The organism is Wolbachia endosymbiont (group B) of Horisme vitalbata, assembly GCF_964028625.1.
Lineage (GTDB): Bacteria > Pseudomonadota > Alphaproteobacteria > Rickettsiales > Anaplasmataceae > Wolbachia.
In genome coordinates this window covers 883,873-902,241 of the sequence record NZ_OZ034797.1, presented here as the reverse complement: position 1 = coordinate 902,241, position 18,369 = coordinate 883,873, and the positions used below count along the sequence as shown (strand labels likewise).

The 18,369-nt window shown below is 35.1% G+C and carries 19 protein-coding genes, 1 other RNA gene, 4 pseudogenes and 1 riboswitch; of the genes and pseudogenes, 8 read left to right on the top strand and 16 right to left on the bottom strand.

All coding sequences use genetic code 11. The features are described 5' to 3' along the window. Positions 1 to 31 precede the first annotated feature (31 nt). The 8 genes from ABWU56_RS04410 to pgsA all read right to left on the bottom strand — a co-directional run bounded on the left by ABWU56_RS04410 (position 32) and on the right by pgsA (position 6,135). A complete protein-coding gene (locus tag ABWU56_RS04410; protein ID WP_319803546.1) occupies positions 32 to 712 on the bottom strand; it encodes a thiamine diphosphokinase in 681 nt (226 codons plus the stop codon). Then, a complete protein-coding gene (locus ABWU56_RS04405; RefSeq protein WP_010404806.1) occupies positions 684 to 968 on the bottom strand; it encodes a SemiSWEET family sugar transporter in 285 nt (94 codons plus the stop codon). The genes ABWU56_RS04410 and ABWU56_RS04405 overlap by 29 nt, the downstream gene beginning before the upstream one ends. Beyond that, positions 957 to 1,059: riboswitch (TPP riboswitch) on the bottom strand. (Overlaps the previous gene by 12 nt.) A gap of 76 nt (positions 1,060 to 1,135) precedes the next feature. Next, positions 1,136 to 2,005 carry an SPFH domain-containing protein gene (locus ABWU56_RS04400; RefSeq protein ID WP_019236939.1) on the bottom strand — a complete coding sequence of 290 codons (870 nt, stop codon included), beginning with the start codon at positions 2,003 to 2,005 and terminating at the stop codon, positions 1,136 to 1,138. Further along, the gene (locus ABWU56_RS04395; RefSeq protein ID WP_353281122.1) at positions 1,989 to 3,038 is read right to left on the bottom strand and encodes a M23 family metallopeptidase; all 1,050 of its coding nucleotides are present in this window, start codon (positions 3,036 to 3,038) and stop codon (positions 1,989 to 1,991) included. The genes ABWU56_RS04400 and ABWU56_RS04395 overlap by 17 nt, the downstream gene beginning before the upstream one ends. After that, positions 3,035 to 3,775, bottom strand: a complete 741-nt coding sequence (locus ABWU56_RS04390) for a YebC/PmpR family DNA-binding transcriptional regulator (protein ID WP_353281121.1) — start codon at positions 3,773 to 3,775, stop codon at positions 3,035 to 3,037. The genes ABWU56_RS04395 and ABWU56_RS04390 overlap by 4 nt, the downstream gene beginning before the upstream one ends. Before the next feature lie 7 nt (positions 3,776 to 3,782). Beyond that, the gene (bamD, locus tag ABWU56_RS04385) at positions 3,783 to 4,469 is read right to left on the bottom strand and encodes an outer membrane protein assembly factor BamD (RefSeq protein ID WP_264375545.1); all 687 of its coding nucleotides are present in this window, start codon (positions 4,467 to 4,469) and stop codon (positions 3,783 to 3,785) included. Between the two features lie 67 nt (positions 4,470 to 4,536). Then, positions 4,537 to 5,493 (bottom strand): hypothetical protein, encoded by a 957-nt coding sequence (locus ABWU56_RS04380; protein ID WP_353281120.1) that lies wholly within the window; start codon positions 5,491 to 5,493, stop codon positions 4,537 to 4,539. Positions 5,494 to 5,592: 99 nt separating this feature from the next. After that, on the bottom strand, positions 5,593 to 6,135 hold the full coding sequence (pgsA, locus tag ABWU56_RS04375) for a CDP-diacylglycerol--glycerol-3-phosphate 3-phosphatidyltransferase (RefSeq protein ID WP_006012406.1): 543 nt from the start codon (positions 6,133 to 6,135) through the stop codon (positions 5,593 to 5,595). A 121-nt stretch (positions 6,136 to 6,256) separates the two neighbouring features. Here pgsA and ABWU56_RS04370 point away from each other — a divergent pair, with 121 nt between their 5' ends. The 3 genes from ABWU56_RS04370 to grxD are packed head-to-tail and all read left to right on the top strand — an operon-like array spanning position 6,257 to position 8,188. After that, on the top strand, positions 6,257 to 7,576 hold the full coding sequence (locus ABWU56_RS04370) for a malic enzyme-like NAD(P)-binding protein (protein ID WP_353281119.1): 1,320 nt from the start codon (positions 6,257 to 6,259) through the stop codon (positions 7,574 to 7,576). 38 nt (positions 7,577 to 7,614) lie between these two features. Continuing rightward, on the top strand, positions 7,615 to 7,833 hold the full coding sequence (locus ABWU56_RS04365; RefSeq protein ID WP_006012412.1) for a BolA/IbaG family iron-sulfur metabolism protein: 219 nt from the start codon (positions 7,615 to 7,617) through the stop codon (positions 7,831 to 7,833). A 16-nt stretch (positions 7,834 to 7,849) separates the two neighbouring features. Further along, on the top strand, positions 7,850 to 8,188 hold the full coding sequence (gene grxD, locus ABWU56_RS04360; RefSeq protein WP_264375466.1) for a Grx4 family monothiol glutaredoxin: 339 nt from the start codon (positions 7,850 to 7,852) through the stop codon (positions 8,186 to 8,188). A 57-nt stretch (positions 8,189 to 8,245) separates the two neighbouring features. Here grxD and ABWU56_RS04355 read toward each other — a convergent pair whose 3' ends face one another. Continuing rightward, the gene (locus tag ABWU56_RS04355; protein WP_353281118.1) at positions 8,246 to 9,958 is read right to left on the bottom strand and encodes an ankyrin repeat domain-containing protein; all 1,713 of its coding nucleotides are present in this window, start codon (positions 9,956 to 9,958) and stop codon (positions 8,246 to 8,248) included. On the opposite strand from ABWU56_RS04355, the pseudogene ABWU56_RS04350 reads away from it, so the two are divergent. Continuing rightward, positions 9,939 to 10,369: pseudogene (locus ABWU56_RS04350) on the top strand (transposase); the annotation flags it as partial. The gene ABWU56_RS04355 and the pseudogene ABWU56_RS04350 overlap by 20 nt on opposite strands. A gap of 18 nt (positions 10,370 to 10,387) precedes the next feature. Here ABWU56_RS04350 and ABWU56_RS04345 read toward each other — a convergent pair. After that, a protein-coding gene (locus tag ABWU56_RS04345) for an IS630 family transposase (protein WP_265028085.1) occupies positions 10,388 to 11,249 on the bottom strand; the annotation gives its coding sequence in 2 pieces (ribosomal slippage) (positions 10,388 to 10,925 and positions 10,924 to 11,249; 864 coding nt in all). 59 nt (positions 11,250 to 11,308) lie between these two features. Between ABWU56_RS04345 and ABWU56_RS04340 the strand changes: the two are divergent. Then, positions 11,309 to 11,509, top strand: a pseudogene (locus ABWU56_RS04340) (IS256 family transposase); the annotation flags it as partial. Between the two features lie 267 nt (positions 11,510 to 11,776). Here the strand turns inward: ABWU56_RS04340 and tnpA are convergent. The 4 genes and pseudogenes from tnpA to ABWU56_RS04320 all read right to left on the bottom strand — a co-directional run. Continuing rightward, positions 11,777 to 12,028 carry an IS200/IS605 family transposase gene (gene tnpA, locus ABWU56_RS04335; RefSeq protein ID WP_264375610.1) on the bottom strand — a complete coding sequence of 84 codons (252 nt, stop codon included), beginning with the start codon at positions 12,026 to 12,028 and terminating at the stop codon, positions 11,777 to 11,779. A gap of 130 nt (positions 12,029 to 12,158) precedes the next feature. Next, positions 12,159 to 12,944, bottom strand: coding sequence for an Rpn family recombination-promoting nuclease/putative transposase (locus ABWU56_RS04330; RefSeq protein WP_353281117.1), 786 nt, complete (start codon positions 12,942 to 12,944; stop codon positions 12,159 to 12,161). Then, positions 12,941 to 14,488, bottom strand: a complete 1,548-nt coding sequence (ltrA, locus tag ABWU56_RS04325; protein ID WP_149168704.1) for a group II intron reverse transcriptase/maturase — start codon at positions 14,486 to 14,488, stop codon at positions 12,941 to 12,943. The genes ABWU56_RS04330 and ltrA overlap by 4 nt, the downstream gene beginning before the upstream one ends. Positions 14,489 to 15,121: 633 nt before the next feature. Beyond that, positions 15,122 to 15,367 (bottom strand): annotated as a pseudogene (locus tag ABWU56_RS04320) (PD-(D/E)XK nuclease family transposase); the annotation flags it as partial. A 129-nt stretch (positions 15,368 to 15,496) separates the two neighbouring features. Here ABWU56_RS04320 and ABWU56_RS04315 point away from each other — a divergent pair. The 3 genes and pseudogenes from ABWU56_RS04315 to ABWU56_RS04305 all read left to right on the top strand — a co-directional run. Next, positions 15,497 to 15,970, top strand: coding sequence for a helix-turn-helix domain-containing protein (locus tag ABWU56_RS04315; RefSeq protein WP_353281116.1), 474 nt, complete (start codon positions 15,497 to 15,499; stop codon positions 15,968 to 15,970). Between the two features lie 73 nt (positions 15,971 to 16,043). Next, positions 16,044 to 16,409 (top strand): transcriptional regulator, encoded by a 366-nt coding sequence (locus tag ABWU56_RS04310; protein ID WP_320109916.1) that lies wholly within the window; start codon positions 16,044 to 16,046, stop codon positions 16,407 to 16,409. 300 nt (positions 16,410 to 16,709) lie between these two features. Then, a pseudogene (locus ABWU56_RS04305) lies at positions 16,710 to 17,328 on the top strand (IS6 family transposase); the annotation flags it as partial. 207 nt (positions 17,329 to 17,535) lie between these two features. Here the strand turns inward: ABWU56_RS04305 and ABWU56_RS04300 are convergent. Next, positions 17,536 to 17,964 carry a ClpXP protease specificity-enhancing factor SspB gene (locus ABWU56_RS04300; protein WP_353281115.1) on the bottom strand — a complete coding sequence of 143 codons (429 nt, stop codon included), beginning with the start codon at positions 17,962 to 17,964 and terminating at the stop codon, positions 17,536 to 17,538. Between the two features lie 14 nt (positions 17,965 to 17,978). After that, positions 17,979 to 18,318, bottom strand: a transfer-messenger RNA (tmRNA) gene (ssrA, locus tag ABWU56_RS04295). Positions 18,319 to 18,369: the final 51 nt, after the last annotated feature.

Sequence of the window (18,369 nt, the reverse complement as noted above, 5' to 3'; positions counted from 1 at the left end):
TTTCTACTTTTTTTTTTCTTAATGTTTTAACTCAATACACACCATCATCATTTACTGCTTCTAAATATATCATTGCTAAACACACGCCGCTGTGTATTTCTATAGATAACTCATTGCCTAAACTTCGATTAAAGCAAGAATTCTTTCCTGGAAAAGCAAGGTGACTAAGGTACAGTTCCCATTGTAATCCTTTAGTTGATATTTGAGCTTTCGGTATACCAAGTAAGGATATTTTAGTATTTTTTAGCAAAGAGGAAAAATAGCTAATACCTTTTTGTAAGGCGTACCCCACCATGGGAGGCGAAGGCATATAAAAGATACTATCTGTACTTAAAAAAAAGTTAATATTTTGTAGTATATGATCAATTGCTCCTCCAGTAATACCCGTTACTATTGATGGCAATAACTTTACTGTTTTTAAGTGAGCCATTGCTTTAGAAAAGTCGCAATAATCTTGATCAGGTAGATATACTGTATTTAAATTAGCACGTAAATTCGGATTTATACTATCCAAATCTCCTATTACAAGATCAGGTTTTACGCCAATTGATAGAAGCTTATTTGCTCCTCCATCTACAGCAATAACAGGTATATCTTGTTTAAAAAACGATGAATCAGGTATTTCTCCATTTAGTACTACAATAGAACGATATTCTTGCTCCACGCTACAATGTAGCATATGGTTATAAAACGCTTCGTGCAGTTTTTGCATCGTAGTAACATTTTTGAACAATTGATATTATACTGATCACTAATCCAGCAATATTACTGAGTATCACAAAAGTTAAACCCTGACAAATACCGTAAATAAGCCAAGATGATGAACAAATAAGATAATTCACCAACATTAGCATCGATATGTCACGAGTAAGTTTTGTGATATATGCTCTATATACTTGAGGCAATAACCCAATGAGAGATGTAATGAACGCGATGAAGCCAAAGCATTCTTCAATATTTATATACATACATTTTCCTACGTTTGTTTTAACAAGATCAGGTTCAAAGGGTTGTACTTTATGTACTCTCAGCTTTTTTAGAGCACCCCTAATGCGTGTAATTTATAACATCATTTAGTCTATTAATCAAGAAATTAACAGTGACTTGCATTCATGAAACCCAATCGGCTTCTATGCTAATTATTATCCAAACTAATAGTCGGCTGTGCATCCTGCTCAGAGATCAGAGCAACTAGCAAATTGTTTATCAATTGAACCTTTTGTTTTCCATCCAATTGTAAGCTTTTATTTTTTTCAAAATGGGCTATTACTTCTTCGATAATTCCTATTGCATTTTGCACTATATGCTTTCTTGCAGAGGTGATGGCATGCGCTTGTTGACGCCTCAGCATTGCTTGTGCAATCTCAGATGAATAGGCCAAATGCGATATTCTCGCTTCTGCAATTTCAATTCCAGCAATATTCAATCTTTGTTGTAGCATTGACCGCAATTCATTTGAAATTTTATCAGAATTTTTACGCAAAGATTCCTCATCGTTTTCGCTATCATACGGATAATTACTTGCCAGTTCTCTAATTACCGAGTCACTTTGCACAAAAACAAAATCATGATAATTATTAACATTATAATATGCCTTCGCAGGACTGCTCACTCTCCAAACAATTACTACTGAAATCTCTATCGGACTTCCATTAGCATCATTAACTTTAATTTTTTCTGTATTGATATTCTGAAATTTCAAAGAAACTCTATATTTACTCGAAAATGGAAGCGTTACGCATATTCCAGACTTAAAATAAGTTCCAATATAATGACCAAAAAACTCTATCACTCTTGCTTCATTAGGATCATTAACGAAAAATCCTTGAGAAAAAGTCAATATTGAAACAGCAGCAACTCCAAGTGCAATTGTGCTGTCATACACAAAAAGTACCAATAAAATTAACCCTAGCGCTATTAGTACAGGAAAAGCCCGAATTTTACTTAGATTTCTATCATTTATTGTATTTTTATCTGTACTGTCTTCATCAGATTGCTTTTTCACTTGCACCCTCTCTGCTGATTATTTCATCTACCTTACTTACAAATAATTTAAACTCTCTTAATTCACGATCAGGCAACTTTATCTCATTGCCATGAGCTATCGTAAGCGGATCAATATGTTTACCATTATATATAACTTCATAATGTAAATGAGGTCCTGTTGCAACACCAGTGCTGCCAACATAAGCAATGATTTGTCCCTGCTTTACTTTAGAGCCTAACTTTACATCGCTACTAAATTTGCTTATATGTGCGTAACAAGTTGAATATTTATTGTTGTGCTTTATTTTGATGTAATTCCCATAGCCACCATTCTTTCCTATATATTCTATTACACCTTCTGCAGTGGCGTGTATAGGAGTGCCAAGTTTAGCTGCATAATCTACTCCTTTATGAAAAGCAATTTTACCATGAATGGGATGCTTTCTATTACCAAAATTCGAGGATATACGAAAATCTCCGTTTAAAGGATTTACAAAAATTTCGCTACTCTTCAAGCTTACCCCCTCTTTATTAAAATACACTTCTTTTGCTTCTTGTGACTCATAATGATACAAGCTAATGACCTTTTTATCTGTTGTCAGTGAAGTATATAAAATTTTTTCTTCAGCCTTCTGATTACTGAGTGATTTTTCACACAGCACCTCCAATTTGCTTTTGGGCACAATGTCTTTTTTAAAATCTACACCATAACCTTTATATATGTCGATTAATCTCATTACTGTATTTGGCGCCAAACCTTCTGCGTCAAAAAAAGAGGATTTTATGTCACTGGATATGAATAACAACTTTCTATCACTTTCTGTAGCTTTTTTTTTCCTGATCCCGTGCTGAAGTAACGCTGGAAAGTGGTTTAGGTTGCTTTCTGTTATTCCAGTGCTTGAACAGTTTTTTAATCGAAAATGTTGTATAGCGTGCTGTTTACAATCAATTTCCAGTGTCTGGGCACTGGAATGACAATAGTATTTCTGCGCAAATGTTTCAGTTGCATATGCTGGTAAAATACAAAGCAGTGGAAGTATTACCAGCCTCATAGTTTATCAGCAAAAATAAAATTACCTTCAACATACTGCACATCATCATTATCTTCTAGCTCTTCAACTAATGTAGATAATTTATCAATTAATTCTTTGTCGCTCACTTCAATCAGGTCCTTTGGTTGCCATGAAAGACGAGCAAGTTCTGGTTCTCCAAATTTTGTATAGAAAGCATCACTCACTCTACCAAAATCTTTCACTTCACAAGTTATAACATATAATTCTTCCTTGTTATTTTCCTCAACATTCAATACTTCTAATTCAATTCCATAGTTAAATAAATCTTCAAAATTTATACCCTCTGCTTTATAGACAATTAAGCCTACATGATCGAAAAGGTAACTCACACATCCTGTTTCTCCCAAATTACCGCCTTTGCGAGAAAAGATATAACGTATCTCAGAAGCAGTTCGGTTGCGATTATTTGTCAGAGCATGGACAATAAGTGCAGCACCAGAAGGTCCGCAGCCTTCATATTGTATTTCTTCATAACTTTCTCCAGCAACGTTACCAGCTGCATTTTTTATTGCTGTTTCTATTTTATCTTTTGGTAGATTTTCCTTTCGCGCAGAAAAGATAGCAGAGCGAAGACGTGGATTAAGCTCGGGATCAGGTAGCCCTTGTTTTGCAGCAACTGTTATTTCCCTAATGAGCTTCGTAAATTTTTGCGAGCGCTTTGCATCCTGAGCACCTTTTCGATGTTTTATATTTGAAAACTGTGAATGACCAGCCATAAGAAAACTAATTCACCCCTTCTACTAACATATTTTCATACTGCTCAGCTTCTAAGTCAAGGCCAAGAGCTAAGTGAGCTGTTATTAAATAACTAATAACTCTAGAAGAATATTTAGAATCTTTATTGCTTATCATATCTTGAAAACGCTTAATTGCTGCTAAATATTCACCACGCTTTAGGTAAAATTCACCAATAGAATACTCTTTTTTTGATATATGTTCTGTGATTAATTTTTCTTTTTCTTTGATCTCTTCTATATATTCGCTATTCGGAAAAAGATTAATATATTCAGTAGCTAGCTCTAAAGTTTTATATGCAATTTGTTGCCCAAGCTGCACTTTGTTAATTTGCATGTAATAAGATAATACTCTTAAGTAATATACATATGGCAAATCTTCACCATTTGGATAAACGTATATATAATCATCCATATCACTTGCAGCACCGCTGTATTTACCCATATTATAGTGAGAAACCCCAGACAATAATTTGGCTTTCATTGCCCAATAAGATAAAGGATACAAATCCTCTATCTTTTGAAATGCTCTAATAGCTTGCTTATATTTTTTCTGATCATAAAGCTTAACTGCCTCCTCATATAGTTCAGTTTCAGTGTGTTCAAGATCATTCGCATACGACTGCGTGAAGGGGCAAGTCAGAAGAAAAAAGCATATGATTAAAGTCTTATACATAAGATTTTTTTTGATCAAAATAAAGTATAGACTAAATATTACCTAAATAAACAAATTTTTGGCATTATCATCGAACGAAAAGCGGCTCTTGGCCACCATTACCTATATTGCTCGCACCACCACCTATTGCAACACCCTTTCCACTCACTTCTACGTTCTCTAGCTTTCTACTATAAGAATGTGTGATCAATCCACTTCCTACCATCAAAAGAGCAATACCTACCAGACCTAAAGCAGGCCCAACAGCAGATGATGCTAATGCTACTCCAGAAATCAATATTATTTTCCTGATTAGTAATAAAGAAGAACCAGCGAGCATTAACTTAGCTGAAGACATATTGCTTGTCTTTTTTTCAAACTTCTCATCAAAGTCTTGCTCTTTTTCTACTTCATATTTTTTACTTTTCTTGTACTCGCGATAGCAGAAAGTAGCACTCGCTACAAAGTAAAATAGACTAGAAATTGAAAAAGCTACGTCTCCTATTATTCCTTGCTCCAATGCTTCACCTACTATGCTAGCCACAATAACTAATGTAACTAAAGCAGCATCAGCATAGTTAAAGTAATCATCAACGGTACAAGGAAGGTCTCTCTTTTCTTTTTCTACTGTTTTCCCACTTTCAATATTCTCCAATTCTCGTTCTTTTTGTGCTATTTTTCTATTATTATAAATTAAATATAGCGTGCAAATAAGGGATAAGACTGTGAAAGGTAATATAGTATGGCCTAATGAGCTGCTTATAAGGCCAAGTAATACCTGATCGCTACATGTTTTTTCGAGCTCAATTGCCATCAATAATGCAAATGGAACCATTGTTACCAATGATACACATTTCCTATGTAGCTCTCTTTTTTTTAGTGTTAATAGTTCTTGTTCGAGCTTTTTGCTTTTTTCTTCCTCTCTTTCTTTTCTGACTTCTTCATCAACTGTTGGCCAAAAATCCCAGAAAAAATCTTCCATTTTAGCACCTTTTTTACCTTTGGATCTTTTTAAAAAAAACTTAGTGCCTGTAATACTAGTCATATGAACAGACCAACTTATGAACTAATACATTATATAGGATTTTAATTACTAAGTCAATGTTATGAAATTATTAACCTTCTTTGTATACTCTTAAGCAATTTAGTCAATCTGTTTGATGCCAGCTAGAACGTAATTATAGCCTGACCACATAGTCATAACAGCCGCAGCCCATAAGCAAACCACACCTATATATTTAGTTGCTTCATAATCACTCATTATTAACGCTACTATAGCAACCATCTGCAAAAATGTTTTAATTTTCCCAGCCTTACTCACAGGTAAACTAACGTTTGTAGCTATCAAGAACTCCCGCAAGCCTGAAACTAATATCTCCCTACAAACAATTATAACTGACGGTATAATTGTAATATCATCTATCTTATGCTTATAAACTAGCATGATTATTGTTGAAGCTACTACTAACTTGTCGGCAATTGGATCAAATAACTTGCCAAAATTCGATTGGACTTTCCATGCACGCGCTAAATAACCATCAAAAAAATCTGTAATGCACGCAAACATAAAGATCAATATTGTTATTAGACTTGCATACTTACTCTCTATATAAAAGCTTGATATTATTGCCGGTATTGCGAGCGCACGAGAAATTGTTAGCAAATTAGGCACGTTTTTCTTAAGCATGTCACATCACCCTACGTAGTAGATAAATTTATACAGAAGTACAATAGAGTTCACAAGCTAATAGTTGAACATTCATAAAAACCCCATATACTTAGGAAATTACTAACAATAAGCTCAAAGCATGAATAATGATTTAGATAACACCACAAAACAAGAAGCACTTAAGTACCATAATAAAAGTGGTAAACCTGGTAAGGTATCAGTTATACCAACAAAACCCTTATCCACACAGCATGACCTATCACTTGCTTATTCCCCTGGTGTTGCAGCCCCATGCCTTGCAATAGCTAAAAATCCTAAAGCTGTTTATGATTACACGGCAAAAAGCAATTATGTGGCTGTCATTTCAAATGGCACCGCAGTGCTGGGACTTGGCAATATCGGTCCTCTTGCTTCAAAACCCGTCATGGAAGGCAAAGCTGTTTTATTTAAGCGTTTTGCTGACATTGATGCAATTGATATAGAAGTTGACACAGAAAACATAGAAGATTTCATCAATGCAGTAAGGTATCTTGGTCCAAGTTGGGGGGGAATAAATCTAGAAGATATAAGATCTCCTGATTGTTTTATAATAGAGAAACGTCTAAATGAGTTGATGGATATTCCGGTGTTCCACGATGATCAACATGGCACTGCAGTAGTTGTTGCAGCTGGTATAGAAAATGCCCTCGATATTGCTGGAAAGAAATTAGAGAATGTCAAGATCATCATGAATGGTGCTGGAGCAGCTGGTATTGCGTGTTTGGAAATACTAAAGTCCATGGGCGCTAAGAACATAGTGCTATGTGACAAACAAGGAGTAATACACAAAGACAGAAAAGAGGACATGAATAAGTGGAAGGAAAAATATGCAATTGACACTAAAGAACGTTCTCTACTTGATGCCATAAAAGGCGCTGATGTATTCATCGGACTCTCTGCAAAGGATGTGCTCAGCGAAGAGATGTTAAAAAGCATGGGTAAAGACCCGATCATTTTTGCTCTTGCTAATCCTGATCCAGAAATAAGGCCTGAATTTGCAAAGTCTGTAAGGCCAGATGCAATAATTGCAACTGGTAGGTCAGACTATAACAACCAAGTCAATAACGTAATGGGGTTTCCTTATATATTCAGAGGAGCACTTGATGTACATGCAACGACAATAAATGAAGAAATGAAAATTGCAGCTGCAGATGCAATAGCTAAGCTTGCCCGTGAGCCAGTGCCGAATGAGATATCTGCAGCCTATGGCGGTCGTAAAATGAGCTATGGACGTGAATATATAATACCTACTCCATTTGATCCAAGATTAATTTCTATGGTATCTCCTGCTGTTGCAAAAGCTGCCGTTACCTCAGGTGTGGCAAGAAAGGAAATAGAGGACTGGAATGAGTATGCAAGTCAATTAAAATCTCGTCTTGCTAGTGCTCTCAGCACGCTGAATCTATTGTCTTCACAATAATCAATTGCATATTTTAGACTTATAATTAAAATAAACCAATGACTATTACAATTCACGAGTTAGAGAAAATTATCAAACAATCATTTCCTGATGCTGATATAAAGATTAAGGACCTTGCTGGAGATGATGATCATTATCATTTAAAAATAACTTCCAAGTGTTTTTCTGGAAAGACAAAAATAGAACAACACAGAATGGTATATAAGGCTCTTGAAGGTCAGTCTATACATGCATTGCAACTAGAAACTGGAGCTTAAAATTAAGGTGATATTTATGAACAACTTTGAACAAATAAAAAAAGACATAGCAGAAAACGATGTAGTGCTGTATATGAAAGGCACCTCTGACTTTCCTCAATGTGGATTCTCTGGACTCGTCGTATCAATTCTCAAAAAATTGAATGTAAAGTTTAAATGCATCAACGTACTTGAGAATGATGAAATACGTCAGTCCATAAAAAGTTTCTCTGATTGGCCAACAATTCCACAATTATATATAAAGGGAGAGTTTGTTGGTGGCTGTGACATAACCCGCGAGATGTATGAAAAAGGTGAGTTACAAAATTTGCTAAAAGAAAAAAAGGTTACACAAATACATCAAGAGATGGGCTAATGTACCCCCGTCTCGGTTGTACATGCCCACTTATCTCCTTTACATCACATTTTCAACTTATTGTCTTTGTGCTTTTCTTGATTTAGCATAAGATTCTACTTTTGCCTCTTTTACAGTCGTACCTGGAGCAGTATCTCCGTCACTTTCTAAGCTATCATTAGAAGAAGCTCTCCTGTCACTTTTTAAATTGTCATTGGAAATATCCATATCTTTAGCTTCTACGTTAGCACTTTGCTTAGCAAGATTTTCAACTGTTTGGAGATTTTCTTTCGGAACTGCTGTCAGTTTTTGGTCTAATTTTGCTTGCATTAAATTTACTATCTCTGTGTGATTTCTTTCGCGAGCTAAGTCTAAAGGTGTTTTATTATCCTTACTTTTAGTTTCTATGCTAGCCCCTTGATCAACAAGAAATTCAACAATCTCTTTATGGCCTCTCCCAGCAGCACGGTGCAATGGCGTCCGTCCTTTCTCGTCTTTAGTTTCTATGTTAGCTCCTTGCTCAACAAGAAATTTAACAACCATTATATGGTTTCTCACAGCAGCATAGTGTAAAAGTTTCCATTCTTCCTTGTCTTTAGTTTCTATGTTAGCACCTTGCTCAATAAGATTTTTAACTGTTTGGAGATTTCCTCTTATAACTGCAACTCTCAAGTCTTTATCTAATTTTGCTTGCGCTAGAAAATTTACCATTTCCATGTTATTTCTTTCGCGAGCTAGATCTAAAGGTGTTTTATTATCCTTATTTTTAGCTTCTATGTTAGCACCTTGCTCAACAAGATTTTTAACTGTTTGGAGACTTCCTCTTGCAGCTGCAGCTATCAAGTCTTTATCTAATTTTGCTTGCGCTAGAAGATGTACCATTCCCGTGTTATTTCTTTCGCGAGCTAAGTCTAAAGATGTTTTATCATCCTTATTTTTAGCTTCTATGGTAGCTCCTTGAGCAAGGAGAAATCTAGAAAGCTCGCAATGGCTATAAGCAACAGCATAGTGTAACGGTGTCCATTTATCATTATCAGCATCATCAACCCCTATTCCTTTACTAAGAAAAAATTCCACTATATCTTTATAACCTGCTTGAGCAGCTATATGTATAGACTTTTTATTATCACCATTAGCTTTAGCATTAATATTAGCTTCTTTTTCATTCACAAGAAATTCAACAATTTCTTTACGGCCTTTCCATGCAGCATAGTGTAAAAGTGTCCATTTATTACCATCAGTATCATCAATCCCCATCCCCTTAGTAAGAAAAAATTCCACTATATCTTTATAACCTTCTTTAGCAGCAGCATGTATAGGTTTTTTACTATTACAATTATCTTTAGCATTAATATTAGCTTTTTTTTCATTCACAAGAAATTCAACAATCTCTTTATGGCCTCCCCATGCAGCATGGTACAATGGTGTCCGTCCTTTCTCGTCTTTAGCTTCTATGTTAGCTCCTTGATCAGTAAGAAATTTAACAACCATTATATGGTCTCTTCCAGCAGCATAGTGTAAAGGTGTCCATTTATCATTATCAGCATCATCAACCCCTATCCCCTTACTAAGAAAAAATTCTACTATTTCTTTATGACCTGCTTTAGCAGCAGCATGTATAGGCTTTTTACTATCACCATTAGCTTTAGCATTAATATTAGCTTCTTCTTCATCCACAAGAAATTCAACAATTTCTTTACGGCCTTTCCATGCAGCATAGTGTAAAAGTGTCCATCCATCATCGTCTTTAGCTTCTATGTTAGCACGTTGATCAAAATGTATGTATAACATATTAGCAAAATGGCAGAAAAGAAGTTTTGGGTTTTTATTTGGCTGAAAGTGAAGTTCTGATTGGGAGTACTAAATGACCTAAAAGAGAGAGGAGTAGATGATATTCTGATAGCTTGTGTTAAAAAGCTTTCCTACAGCTATAAATAGCGTATTTCCTAAAGCAGAAATGTATAGTACATCAGATAAGAAATTCACTGAAATATGTATCGAGCAAAAGTTTTCATGAATGATTTGAAAAAAACATATCAAGTAGAGAAATAGCCGAAAATTATTTGCTTGAGCTAGAGGAAAAATGGGGAGAAAAATATACTTTAGTTTTGGGAGAATAATTGGGAAAATCTGTCTAGTTATTTTAAATATTCCGGCCCTGTAAGAAAATTAATTTATACCACAAATCCTATTGAAGGGTTATAGCTCTTCTCATAATAGTCAGAATAAAAAAGCAGAATCAACAGCTTGACGGAAAGACTTAAAAATAGGGATATTTTTTCTAGCTCTGTTCTTTATAGCAAACCACTGATGCTCAATTTTGTTAAAGTCTGGAGAATATGGAGGAAGATAAAGAATTTCAGCACCAACTCCTTTAGCAAGATTATCTATTTTTTTAGATTTATGAAAAGTAGCGTTATCAAGAATTACAGTTTGGCCAGACCTTAAAATTGGAGTTAAAAACTGCTCAAACCAAGCCTCGAAAACATCCTTATTGCAATATCCTTCAAAGGTCAATGGAGCAATGATTTTCTCTTTATTTAGAGCTGCAATCATACTGACCCGCTGAGCTTTTTTACCTGATTTTAGTGAATGAAACCTCTCTCCTTTTCTGCAGTATCCGTATGGGTAGTCTTCTGTATTATCTATTCCAGATTCGTCAATATATACAAGATTTTCATGACGTTTTGTTGCTATAACCTTTGAAAAGTGAGCTCGCTTCTCTTCATTTCTTTCTTTATATCCGTAGGTCTTTTTTTCTTGTAAATCCAATATTTTTAAGTGCACGGTGAATCGTTTGTCTACTGATATTGCCCCAGAGTTTAGCCATCTCTGACTGAGTTTTGCCACCATGGTTTTTTGCAAATTTGGTAAAAACATTCCAGTCAGTAATTTTATGGTTATATCCTACGCTTCCAGGCTTTTTTGACTGAAAATCTCCCGTTTCCTTACGTCTTTTCTGCCACTCATATAGAGTTGTTTTTCCAATTTTAAATCTCTCGGCAACATTTGCTCTACTTTCTCCTTCATCCAATGCTTCCATTGCTTTTTTCCTTAAGTCGTAACTATACGCTGCTGGCATACAAACCCCACTACCATAAATCCATATCTTAACTTGTTTGGATTATTATGAGAAGAGCTATACATAGACAGATCAGAAAATTTACTAAAACTAAGGGCTCATTTACTAGCACAAATGCCTTGCATAAACAGGTATATTGTGCTATAAAGAAGGCAGGAGAGAAATGGACTATGCCTATACATGATTGGGCTTTTACTATCTCTCAACTTGATATCTTTTTTCCTGGTAGGTTAAAAATCGAGTTGACACAGTTTATTTAACCATACGCGTCAAGTTAAGGAAAAGTGACATAATGAGGGAAGAAAATGGCAAAAAACTATTTTATATATTAAGTAGTTAAGTTAATAATTTACATTATTTTAGGCAAGAATTTCCTAAAAAATAAATGTAACAAATAAAATACCCTCTTTAAATGTTGCTATATTTGACAGTATTTCCTTAACTTGACGCGTATGGTTTATTTAACACTCCCGCCTTCCTGGATAGATATGTACTCTTGTATAACCTCGTCTGTCAGAACTTACGGCTCAATATCCACGTGCCCAAAGGTGCCTGCCCCAAAATTGCTTACTTAGACTTGCAAAATCTTGCATCAGCAACCTTGAACTTGTTCCTTTCAAAAGTTGTACAATTTTACTAACACTTTGCTGTGGTTTATATGATATAAACATATGAATATGATCTACTGCAACTTTGCCTGAGATAATTTGGATCTCATTTTCCATAGTAACCTGCCTTAACAGCTCCCTAACTCTAACAGCAATTTGGCCTATTAGCACCCTTTTGCGATATCATACCAAGTGTACTTTCATATCGTACTTAGAGTGTGCATTATACCCATAACGTCGCATACGCGACTATTGTAACTTGCCCTTCGCCTCAAGGCGAGACAATCCCCGAAGGGGGACACTAAAAAATTTCTTCCTTAAGTTGTGTAATGTCAGCTTGAGGAAGACCAGTAGATTCAGCTATTAAGTCAATAGATACACCAGCTTCAAGTAAATTTTTTGCCACTGCTATTTTAGCCTGTTTTTCTCCCTCTTCCCTACCTTTTTGATGGCCGATTTGGATGCCTTCATGTTTAGCATCATCAAGTTTTTGTTCCAAGATAGCAGCTTCTTTCTGTAAATCCATTACCCTTTCTTCATAAGCTAATAGGTCCTTCTCATTCCAATGAAACTTATCTAACTCATCATATGCTAGCTTTATTATTGGTGATTTTTCTGCTATTTTTCTTAAATCTTCATCGGTCGTTTCTTCTGCATATTTGAAGAAAAATAGCCAACGATCTACTACATTTTCTAGCTGCTCTTCTCTACTCTTAGGAAACTTTGGTAACTCAATGAAAATAAATTGAAAATCTTTTAAGTCATGCTCGTTAGTTTTTTCATCTCTTATGGTATGGCTAGATATATAATCAAGCTTATCAGGAAATAAATTACAGTTAGAAATAGCAATAAAGAAAACCTTCTTTAAATCAATGTACTTACCACCTTTATCAGCCTGCCTTGAGTAAGCCTTAGCAGCATATAATTGAGCCCGTTTTTCGAAGCCTTTATCACGAGCGAGTTGGTCAGGTAAGGAAGCAGTATTACTACTACCCCCTCCCTTAGAAACGCAGCATGCAGGTTTCCCCACACTACGCTTGAGCCCCTTATCTAAGTTCTTCTTTTCTAGAACCGGCTTGTCCTTCATGATTCCTCAGGAAACATCATTCTTAATGGTGACACCAACAGTAGAGAACCTTCTCTTGAGAAAGAGCTTGCTAACATTCTTGTTCGTTTCACTCTCTCATCAAAATACTTTTTCCATTTTAAGTCAAGGGGATTTGCATCCGCTCTGATTTTAACATGTCGTCTGATAGGTATATCAATCAGCTTAAGCAGTCTTAAATACCGTATCTCTTTTGGTTTGTTCTTGCATATGGGTGCAGCAAAAACCCATTGGCGTTGACCCATTACTTTGAAGTAACGATTCTTTATCCAACGTAATCCTTTACGAGGATGTCTTTTCTTTGCCCATTTCCATAAACTATGCCAAATTTCATTGTCGATCTTTCTAAACGCTTTTTTAGCACACACATGGTGATAGTAATTTCCCCATCCTCTCAGTAGAGAGTTGAGTGACTTAATTACTATAGCCTGAGTGTTCGCTATATTTGCTTTTATCAATGTACGTGCTTTATTAAGAAGTCTTTTAATACTTTCTTTCGAAGGTTTAATAATTAACTTCTTATTATATCTACGTACATTACAACCAAGAAAGTCAAACCCTGTTGTGATAGATGTAATCTTTGTCTTCTCTTCTGACAGAATTAAACCTCGCTCATGAAGAAAAGATGATACTAAAGGCTTAACTTCCTTTTCCAGTACTTCATGTGTGAAACCTGAAATAATAAAGTCGTCTGCGTATCTGATTACATTCACTCCACTTCTGATTTTGTTTCTTTTTCTACTGCCGAGTTTACCAAATCGACTTTCCAATAACTTTTCAAGTCCGTTTAAGGCTAAATTGGCTAGTATTGGAGAAATTATACCACCTTGCGGGGTACCTGCAGTTGTGGGATACAGAGTTTTTGATTCTAGGAAGCCAGCTTTTAACCAACTATGCAGAATTTTTTTCTCCATAGGAATATGCTTCATAAGCCATTCATGATTAATGTTGTCAAAGCATCCTTTGATATCACCTTCAAGTATCCATTGTAGTTGATTACGACTTGCCAGTAACAAATGACAAGCTACTGTAGCATCTGCACAGGATCTTTTAGGTCTAAAGCCATAGGAGTGACGATCACTGATCGTTTCAGCTATCGGTTCCAGAGCAAACAGATATAATGCTTGCATGGCTCTATCTTTTATCGTGGGTATTCCAAGAGGTCTTCTTTTGCCATTAGATTTACTGATATAAATCCGTTTTAGCGGAGAAGGTTTATATCCTCTTTGCTTTAACTGCTTTATTCCTTGAAATTTAGCATTGCAAGTTGACCATAGTTGACGATCTACACCTGCTGTGGTTTTTCCTTGGTTTTCAGTTACTCTCTTAACAGCCAAAGCTTTTCCGCTAAAAGAGCGTGTGAGAAGATGTTGTAAAGCTTTTACCTTACCCCATCTTCCTTCTTGGACAGCCTTAACAATACGTCTTTGTAGCCTCACAATAACTTTCTGGCATTTCTTCCATGGCAATTGCTTCCATGCTTCAAAGCTTTCGGTAGATGCACTTACGGGTTTACTTGTAATCATCTGCTTTCCTACCTTAAGTGGTTAACAAAGTTTCTTGTCACGAGGGACCAAATGGAAGTCTGCTCGTTTTCACGCGAATTAATGTTACAAATTCTATCCATTTCGTTACAAAATGGCATTCGCTTTCTCCATTCTCCTTTACCTGCACTTCCATCAGCATTCCTTGCGGTTTGCTTGCCATGTAGGCGAAAATACAGGCTTACCCTGTTTCTCCAGTCATACAACAGTGGGTTAGGTGGCTTCTCTATACCGGTGGAGTTATTATTTGCGTACATCTAGAAATGAAAAATGTAACTTATCCACATTACCTTTTGGTCAGAGCTTATCAGCATCTTTAGCTCTTTCATCGTATCGGTACTTATAAAGCTTCACTTACGTTCACCATACCACTAGCCTAGCCCTCCAACCACATGATGCTTGCAGTTTATGCCCCTCTCACGATTGAGCATCTTCTTTTTCAAGAGGAGGTTCATTGTCCGCATCGCTTGGCACCAACCGGTTGCCCGATTCGCACTGATGCGTAGACTCAGACGGCAAAACATCTGGTTTAATAAGTTTTAGAATCCTTTCAGTTTCTTTCTGAATGAATTCCTCTCCTTTTAAACAATATGACCGAAGACTTTCAGGTCGCACCATCTCAATCACGTATCTGGCCCCAGTAGAATCTCTGCACAGAACATCGACAATACTCTGCTTATCAGAGGCAATTTCAGGGTCCATAATGGTGCTAAGGAATTCAACTTCTTGTATAGTATTTATTTCAGTAAACCCCAAAATATCATTCAAAAAGTGGATAAGGATATTCTTATTTTTTTCAGTACCAAAAATTTTCTTAAATGTTAAATCAAGCTTAGGATCTAAAAATCTTGAGAGAGCCATAGAAAATCCACTTAAAAAGCATTAATAATTATACACAATTGTGAAGAAATATTCAACTAAAATTCAAACATAGAAAGAAGCATCCCTTTTGTATATCTTTATTTGGTAGTATTAACCTGTATAATATTTATGATAAACATCTCGATAAGGTACCAGATAGCACAAAAAGTAAGGAGCTGGGGGTTAAAACAAAAATATACCCTGAAAAACTTAGCAGAAAAGGCAGGCATAAACTATCATACACTGCTAAGATATGAGCAAGGAACATGTGGCATTTCAACTGAAAAGCTAAAAGTTATAGCAGAGGTGTTATCAATTCCTATTAGAAATCTCTTTCCTGGGCGAAAAGTACTAAAAGAAAGCAGTTGTTTTGACAAAGCTAAGATCCAGGAAATGTATAATTTCATAGAAAAATACAAAAGAATAGAAGGACGCAAAGCAATTTATGCATTAACCAAATCTATCCGAACTGAGGAAGAAAGTAATATAAAAGCAGCAAGAATAAAAATTGCAAAGGATCTAGTTAAGGTAGGGCTTGATACTGAGATTATCTATCAAGCAACACGCTTATCAACCGAAGAATATGCTGATAAAGAGAGATAAGAGCCAAACAGAGGACAAGAGATAAAAAAGTGGAAGAGGCTATACGCAAGAAGAATTAGCAAAAAAGCTTAATATAGGACCTTCACAGATACATCACTACGAGCAAGGGAGTGTTACGATTTTAAGTGAAAGGTTATGGGAAATAGCAAGAGAATTATCAGTGGATGTTGAAGATTTGATAAAGGAATATAAAGAAAATGATTGCAAAGATGGTGAAGCAGAAAATGAATTATTAAGTTGGGCAAGAGAATATAGAAAAATTGATAATCAAGAATCACTAGATGAACTGAATATATGGGTAGAATTTTTATTGCAAAGAAAGCAAATTTACAAAGAGAAGATTGATAAAGTAGAGGAAATGAAAGTTGCAAATAATTTACTCAAGTTAGGTTTTTCTACTGATGTTATTTCTAAAATAGTAACAACTTCTTTTACATAAAGAATTAATTTTCAATTAGATAAAATAAGCATCTGTTAATATCTTAATTTCTTGATGAAAAAATAAGTAAAAAAGATTGAAAAATTGATTTGACTTCACTCGAAAGCTATGGCCTTATGCCAATGCTGATAAAAAACAGCAGTAAATAATTAAAAACAATTTGTTATTAACGAGGAGTATATTTTATGAATAATGGTAAAAAACTTACAGAAGAAATTGAGAGAGTACTACAAAGGGTTCTGTCGCATTTGTAGGGAAGTAGAAAGAAGAATGATATAATTGTCTAAAAAAAAAGCAAAGATGTTTCGTATCAATCAAAAATTGTTGCCATATTTCAAAGGATTTAGCTTTTCAGCGGATGTTATCTGTATACATGAAATGTCGATTCTCTTTGAGCTATCGAGATTTGGAAGAAATGATGAGTATAAGGGGAGCAAAATGCTACGTTACAAAGGTGGGTTATCACCACTGATAGATGAGGCAGTAAGGAAAAGAAAGAAGCAGGTTGGTAGTAGTTGGAGAGACTTACATTAAATTAAACGGTAAATGGGTTTATTTATATACTGTAGACTTGTGTGTTAGTAGAGACAAGTCTGCAGCACTTGCATTTTTTCGTAAAGCCTTCAGGAGTAACTATCTTCCTGAGAAAATTGTAATTGATAAAAGCGGCAGTAATACTGCTGCTCTTGATGATTTGAATGCAGAAATTTCTGAAGATTATAGTTCTTCAAATAAAATATCTAAATAATATTGTTGATAGATTTATCAAAAAACTAATAAAGCAAATGCTTGGGTTTAAAAGCTTCCATTCCGCAAAGATTACCATCACAGGCATAGAAAATATTCGTATGATTCAAAAAAGACAAATTATTAAAATAATGTTTCTACTTTTGAGAATTTTGCTATGTTAATAACTCCTATAATCCCACCTTTAATGATCTTCTTTCCTATGGTTTATAGATGCGACAGAACCGTTGGTAAACATGAAAGCGCTTTACAACGTTTTTTATGTGAAAGCCAATGTCAGCTACTCAAATGATACCATTTGTTATAAACTCACTTTTACTCTATGGTCTTGTCGATATCCTGAACAGATACAATATTTTTTATTTATAAAATGAAGTAACTACTTATCGTAAAGTTGATCTATAGATATAATACTACCATTTGATGACTTTTCAGCACATTTCTCACTTTCATATTCTTTATCATAATCAACGCTAAATACTAAAGTATCTCCTGAAATTTTATCATGAAACTCACTAATAGCAAAAAACGGTACAGTGACTTGTTCTTGTTTTCCACGAAAGCTCAAACTGACGCTAAACTTATCTTCAAGAACTTTTAGACCAAAAAATTGATGCTGTAATATAATAAGCATTTGAGTAGGGTATGATTCTTTCAAGTAGTCTGGTATGACAACACCATTAAAGCGCGTAAAAAACAGTATCTCTAAGTGAGGAGTAAAAACATTATCTAATATAGTATTCAAAGCCTTTTTGATAACTTGAAATTTAGCATAACTAATCGACTTCTGATAATCTGTTTTATCCATATAACCCTTACATGTTTGGGGGAACTTCTGTTACCCGGCGTTCCCTAAACCGTGCTTATAGCAATGAAGTTATAGTGCCTAAATTAAGCAGCTAATGCAACATTGTCTTCAGCAGCAAAGTTATCGTTTGCATCTAAATTGTGAACTCTTAGCGGTGGTATCTAACCGAGCAAAGCTACCATCTTTACTATGCATGTCGATCCTTACTCGCCCCCGTATCAATCAAAAAATATGGTGGAGGCGCCGAGTACTGCCCTCGGGTCCAATACACCTATTACAAGGTAATTTTATTGCCATAGTGTATAAAAAATACACATGCTTATTATACAGTAGTATTGAATAAATGTCAAGTTATTGAACTCCAAATTGATTGGCAACTAAAAAACTAATATAAAAATTACTTCG

What these genes read in the sequence shown, in the direction of transcription:
- ABWU56_RS04410 (WP_319803546.1), bottom strand. Translation starts at nt 712, where the DNA reads ATGCAAAAACTGCACGAAGCGTTTTATAACCATATGCTACATTGTAGC.
- ABWU56_RS04405 (WP_010404806.1), bottom strand. Translation starts at nt 968, where the DNA reads ATGTATATAAATATTGAAGAATGCTTTGGCTTCATCGCGTTCATTACA.
- ABWU56_RS04395 (WP_353281122.1), bottom strand. Translation starts at nt 3,038, where the DNA reads ATGAGGCTGGTAATACTTCCACTGCTTTGTATTTTACCAGCATATGCA.
- ABWU56_RS04390 (WP_353281121.1), bottom strand. Translation starts at nt 3,775, where the DNA reads ATGGCTGGTCATTCACAGTTTTCAAATATAAAACATCGAAAAGGTGCT.
- bamD (WP_264375545.1), bottom strand. Translation starts at nt 4,469, where the DNA reads ATGTATAAGACTTTAATCATATGCTTTTTTCTTCTGACTTGCCCCTTC.
- ABWU56_RS04380 (WP_353281120.1), bottom strand. Translation starts at nt 5,493, where the DNA reads ATGACTAGTATTACAGGCACTAAGTTTTTTTTAAAAAGATCCAAAGGT.
- pgsA (WP_006012406.1), bottom strand. Translation starts at nt 6,135, where the DNA reads ATGCTTAAGAAAAACGTGCCTAATTTGCTAACAATTTCTCGTGCGCTC.
- ABWU56_RS04370 (WP_353281119.1), top strand. Translation starts at nt 6,257, where the DNA reads ATGAATAATGATTTAGATAACACCACAAAACAAGAAGCACTTAAGTAC.
- ABWU56_RS04365 (WP_006012412.1), top strand. Translation starts at nt 7,615, where the DNA reads ATGACTATTACAATTCACGAGTTAGAGAAAATTATCAAACAATCATTT.
- grxD (WP_264375466.1), top strand. Translation starts at nt 7,850, where the DNA reads ATGAACAACTTTGAACAAATAAAAAAAGACATAGCAGAAAACGATGTA.
- ABWU56_RS04355 (WP_353281118.1), bottom strand. Translation starts at nt 9,958, where the DNA reads ATGTTATACATACATTTTGATCAACGTGCTAACATAGAAGCTAAAGAC.
- ABWU56_RS04330 (WP_353281117.1), bottom strand. Translation starts at nt 12,944, where the DNA reads ATGAAGGACAAGCCGGTTCTAGAAAAGAAGAACTTAGATAAGGGGCTC.
- ltrA (WP_149168704.1), bottom strand. Translation starts at nt 14,488, where the DNA reads ATGATTACAAGTAAACCCGTAAGTGCATCTACCGAAAGCTTTGAAGCA.
- ABWU56_RS04315 (WP_353281116.1), top strand. Translation starts at nt 15,497, where the DNA reads ATGATAAACATCTCGATAAGGTACCAGATAGCACAAAAAGTAAGGAGC.
- ABWU56_RS04300 (WP_353281115.1), bottom strand. Translation starts at nt 17,964, where the DNA reads ATGGATAAAACAGATTATCAGAAGTCGATTAGTTATGCTAAATTTCAA.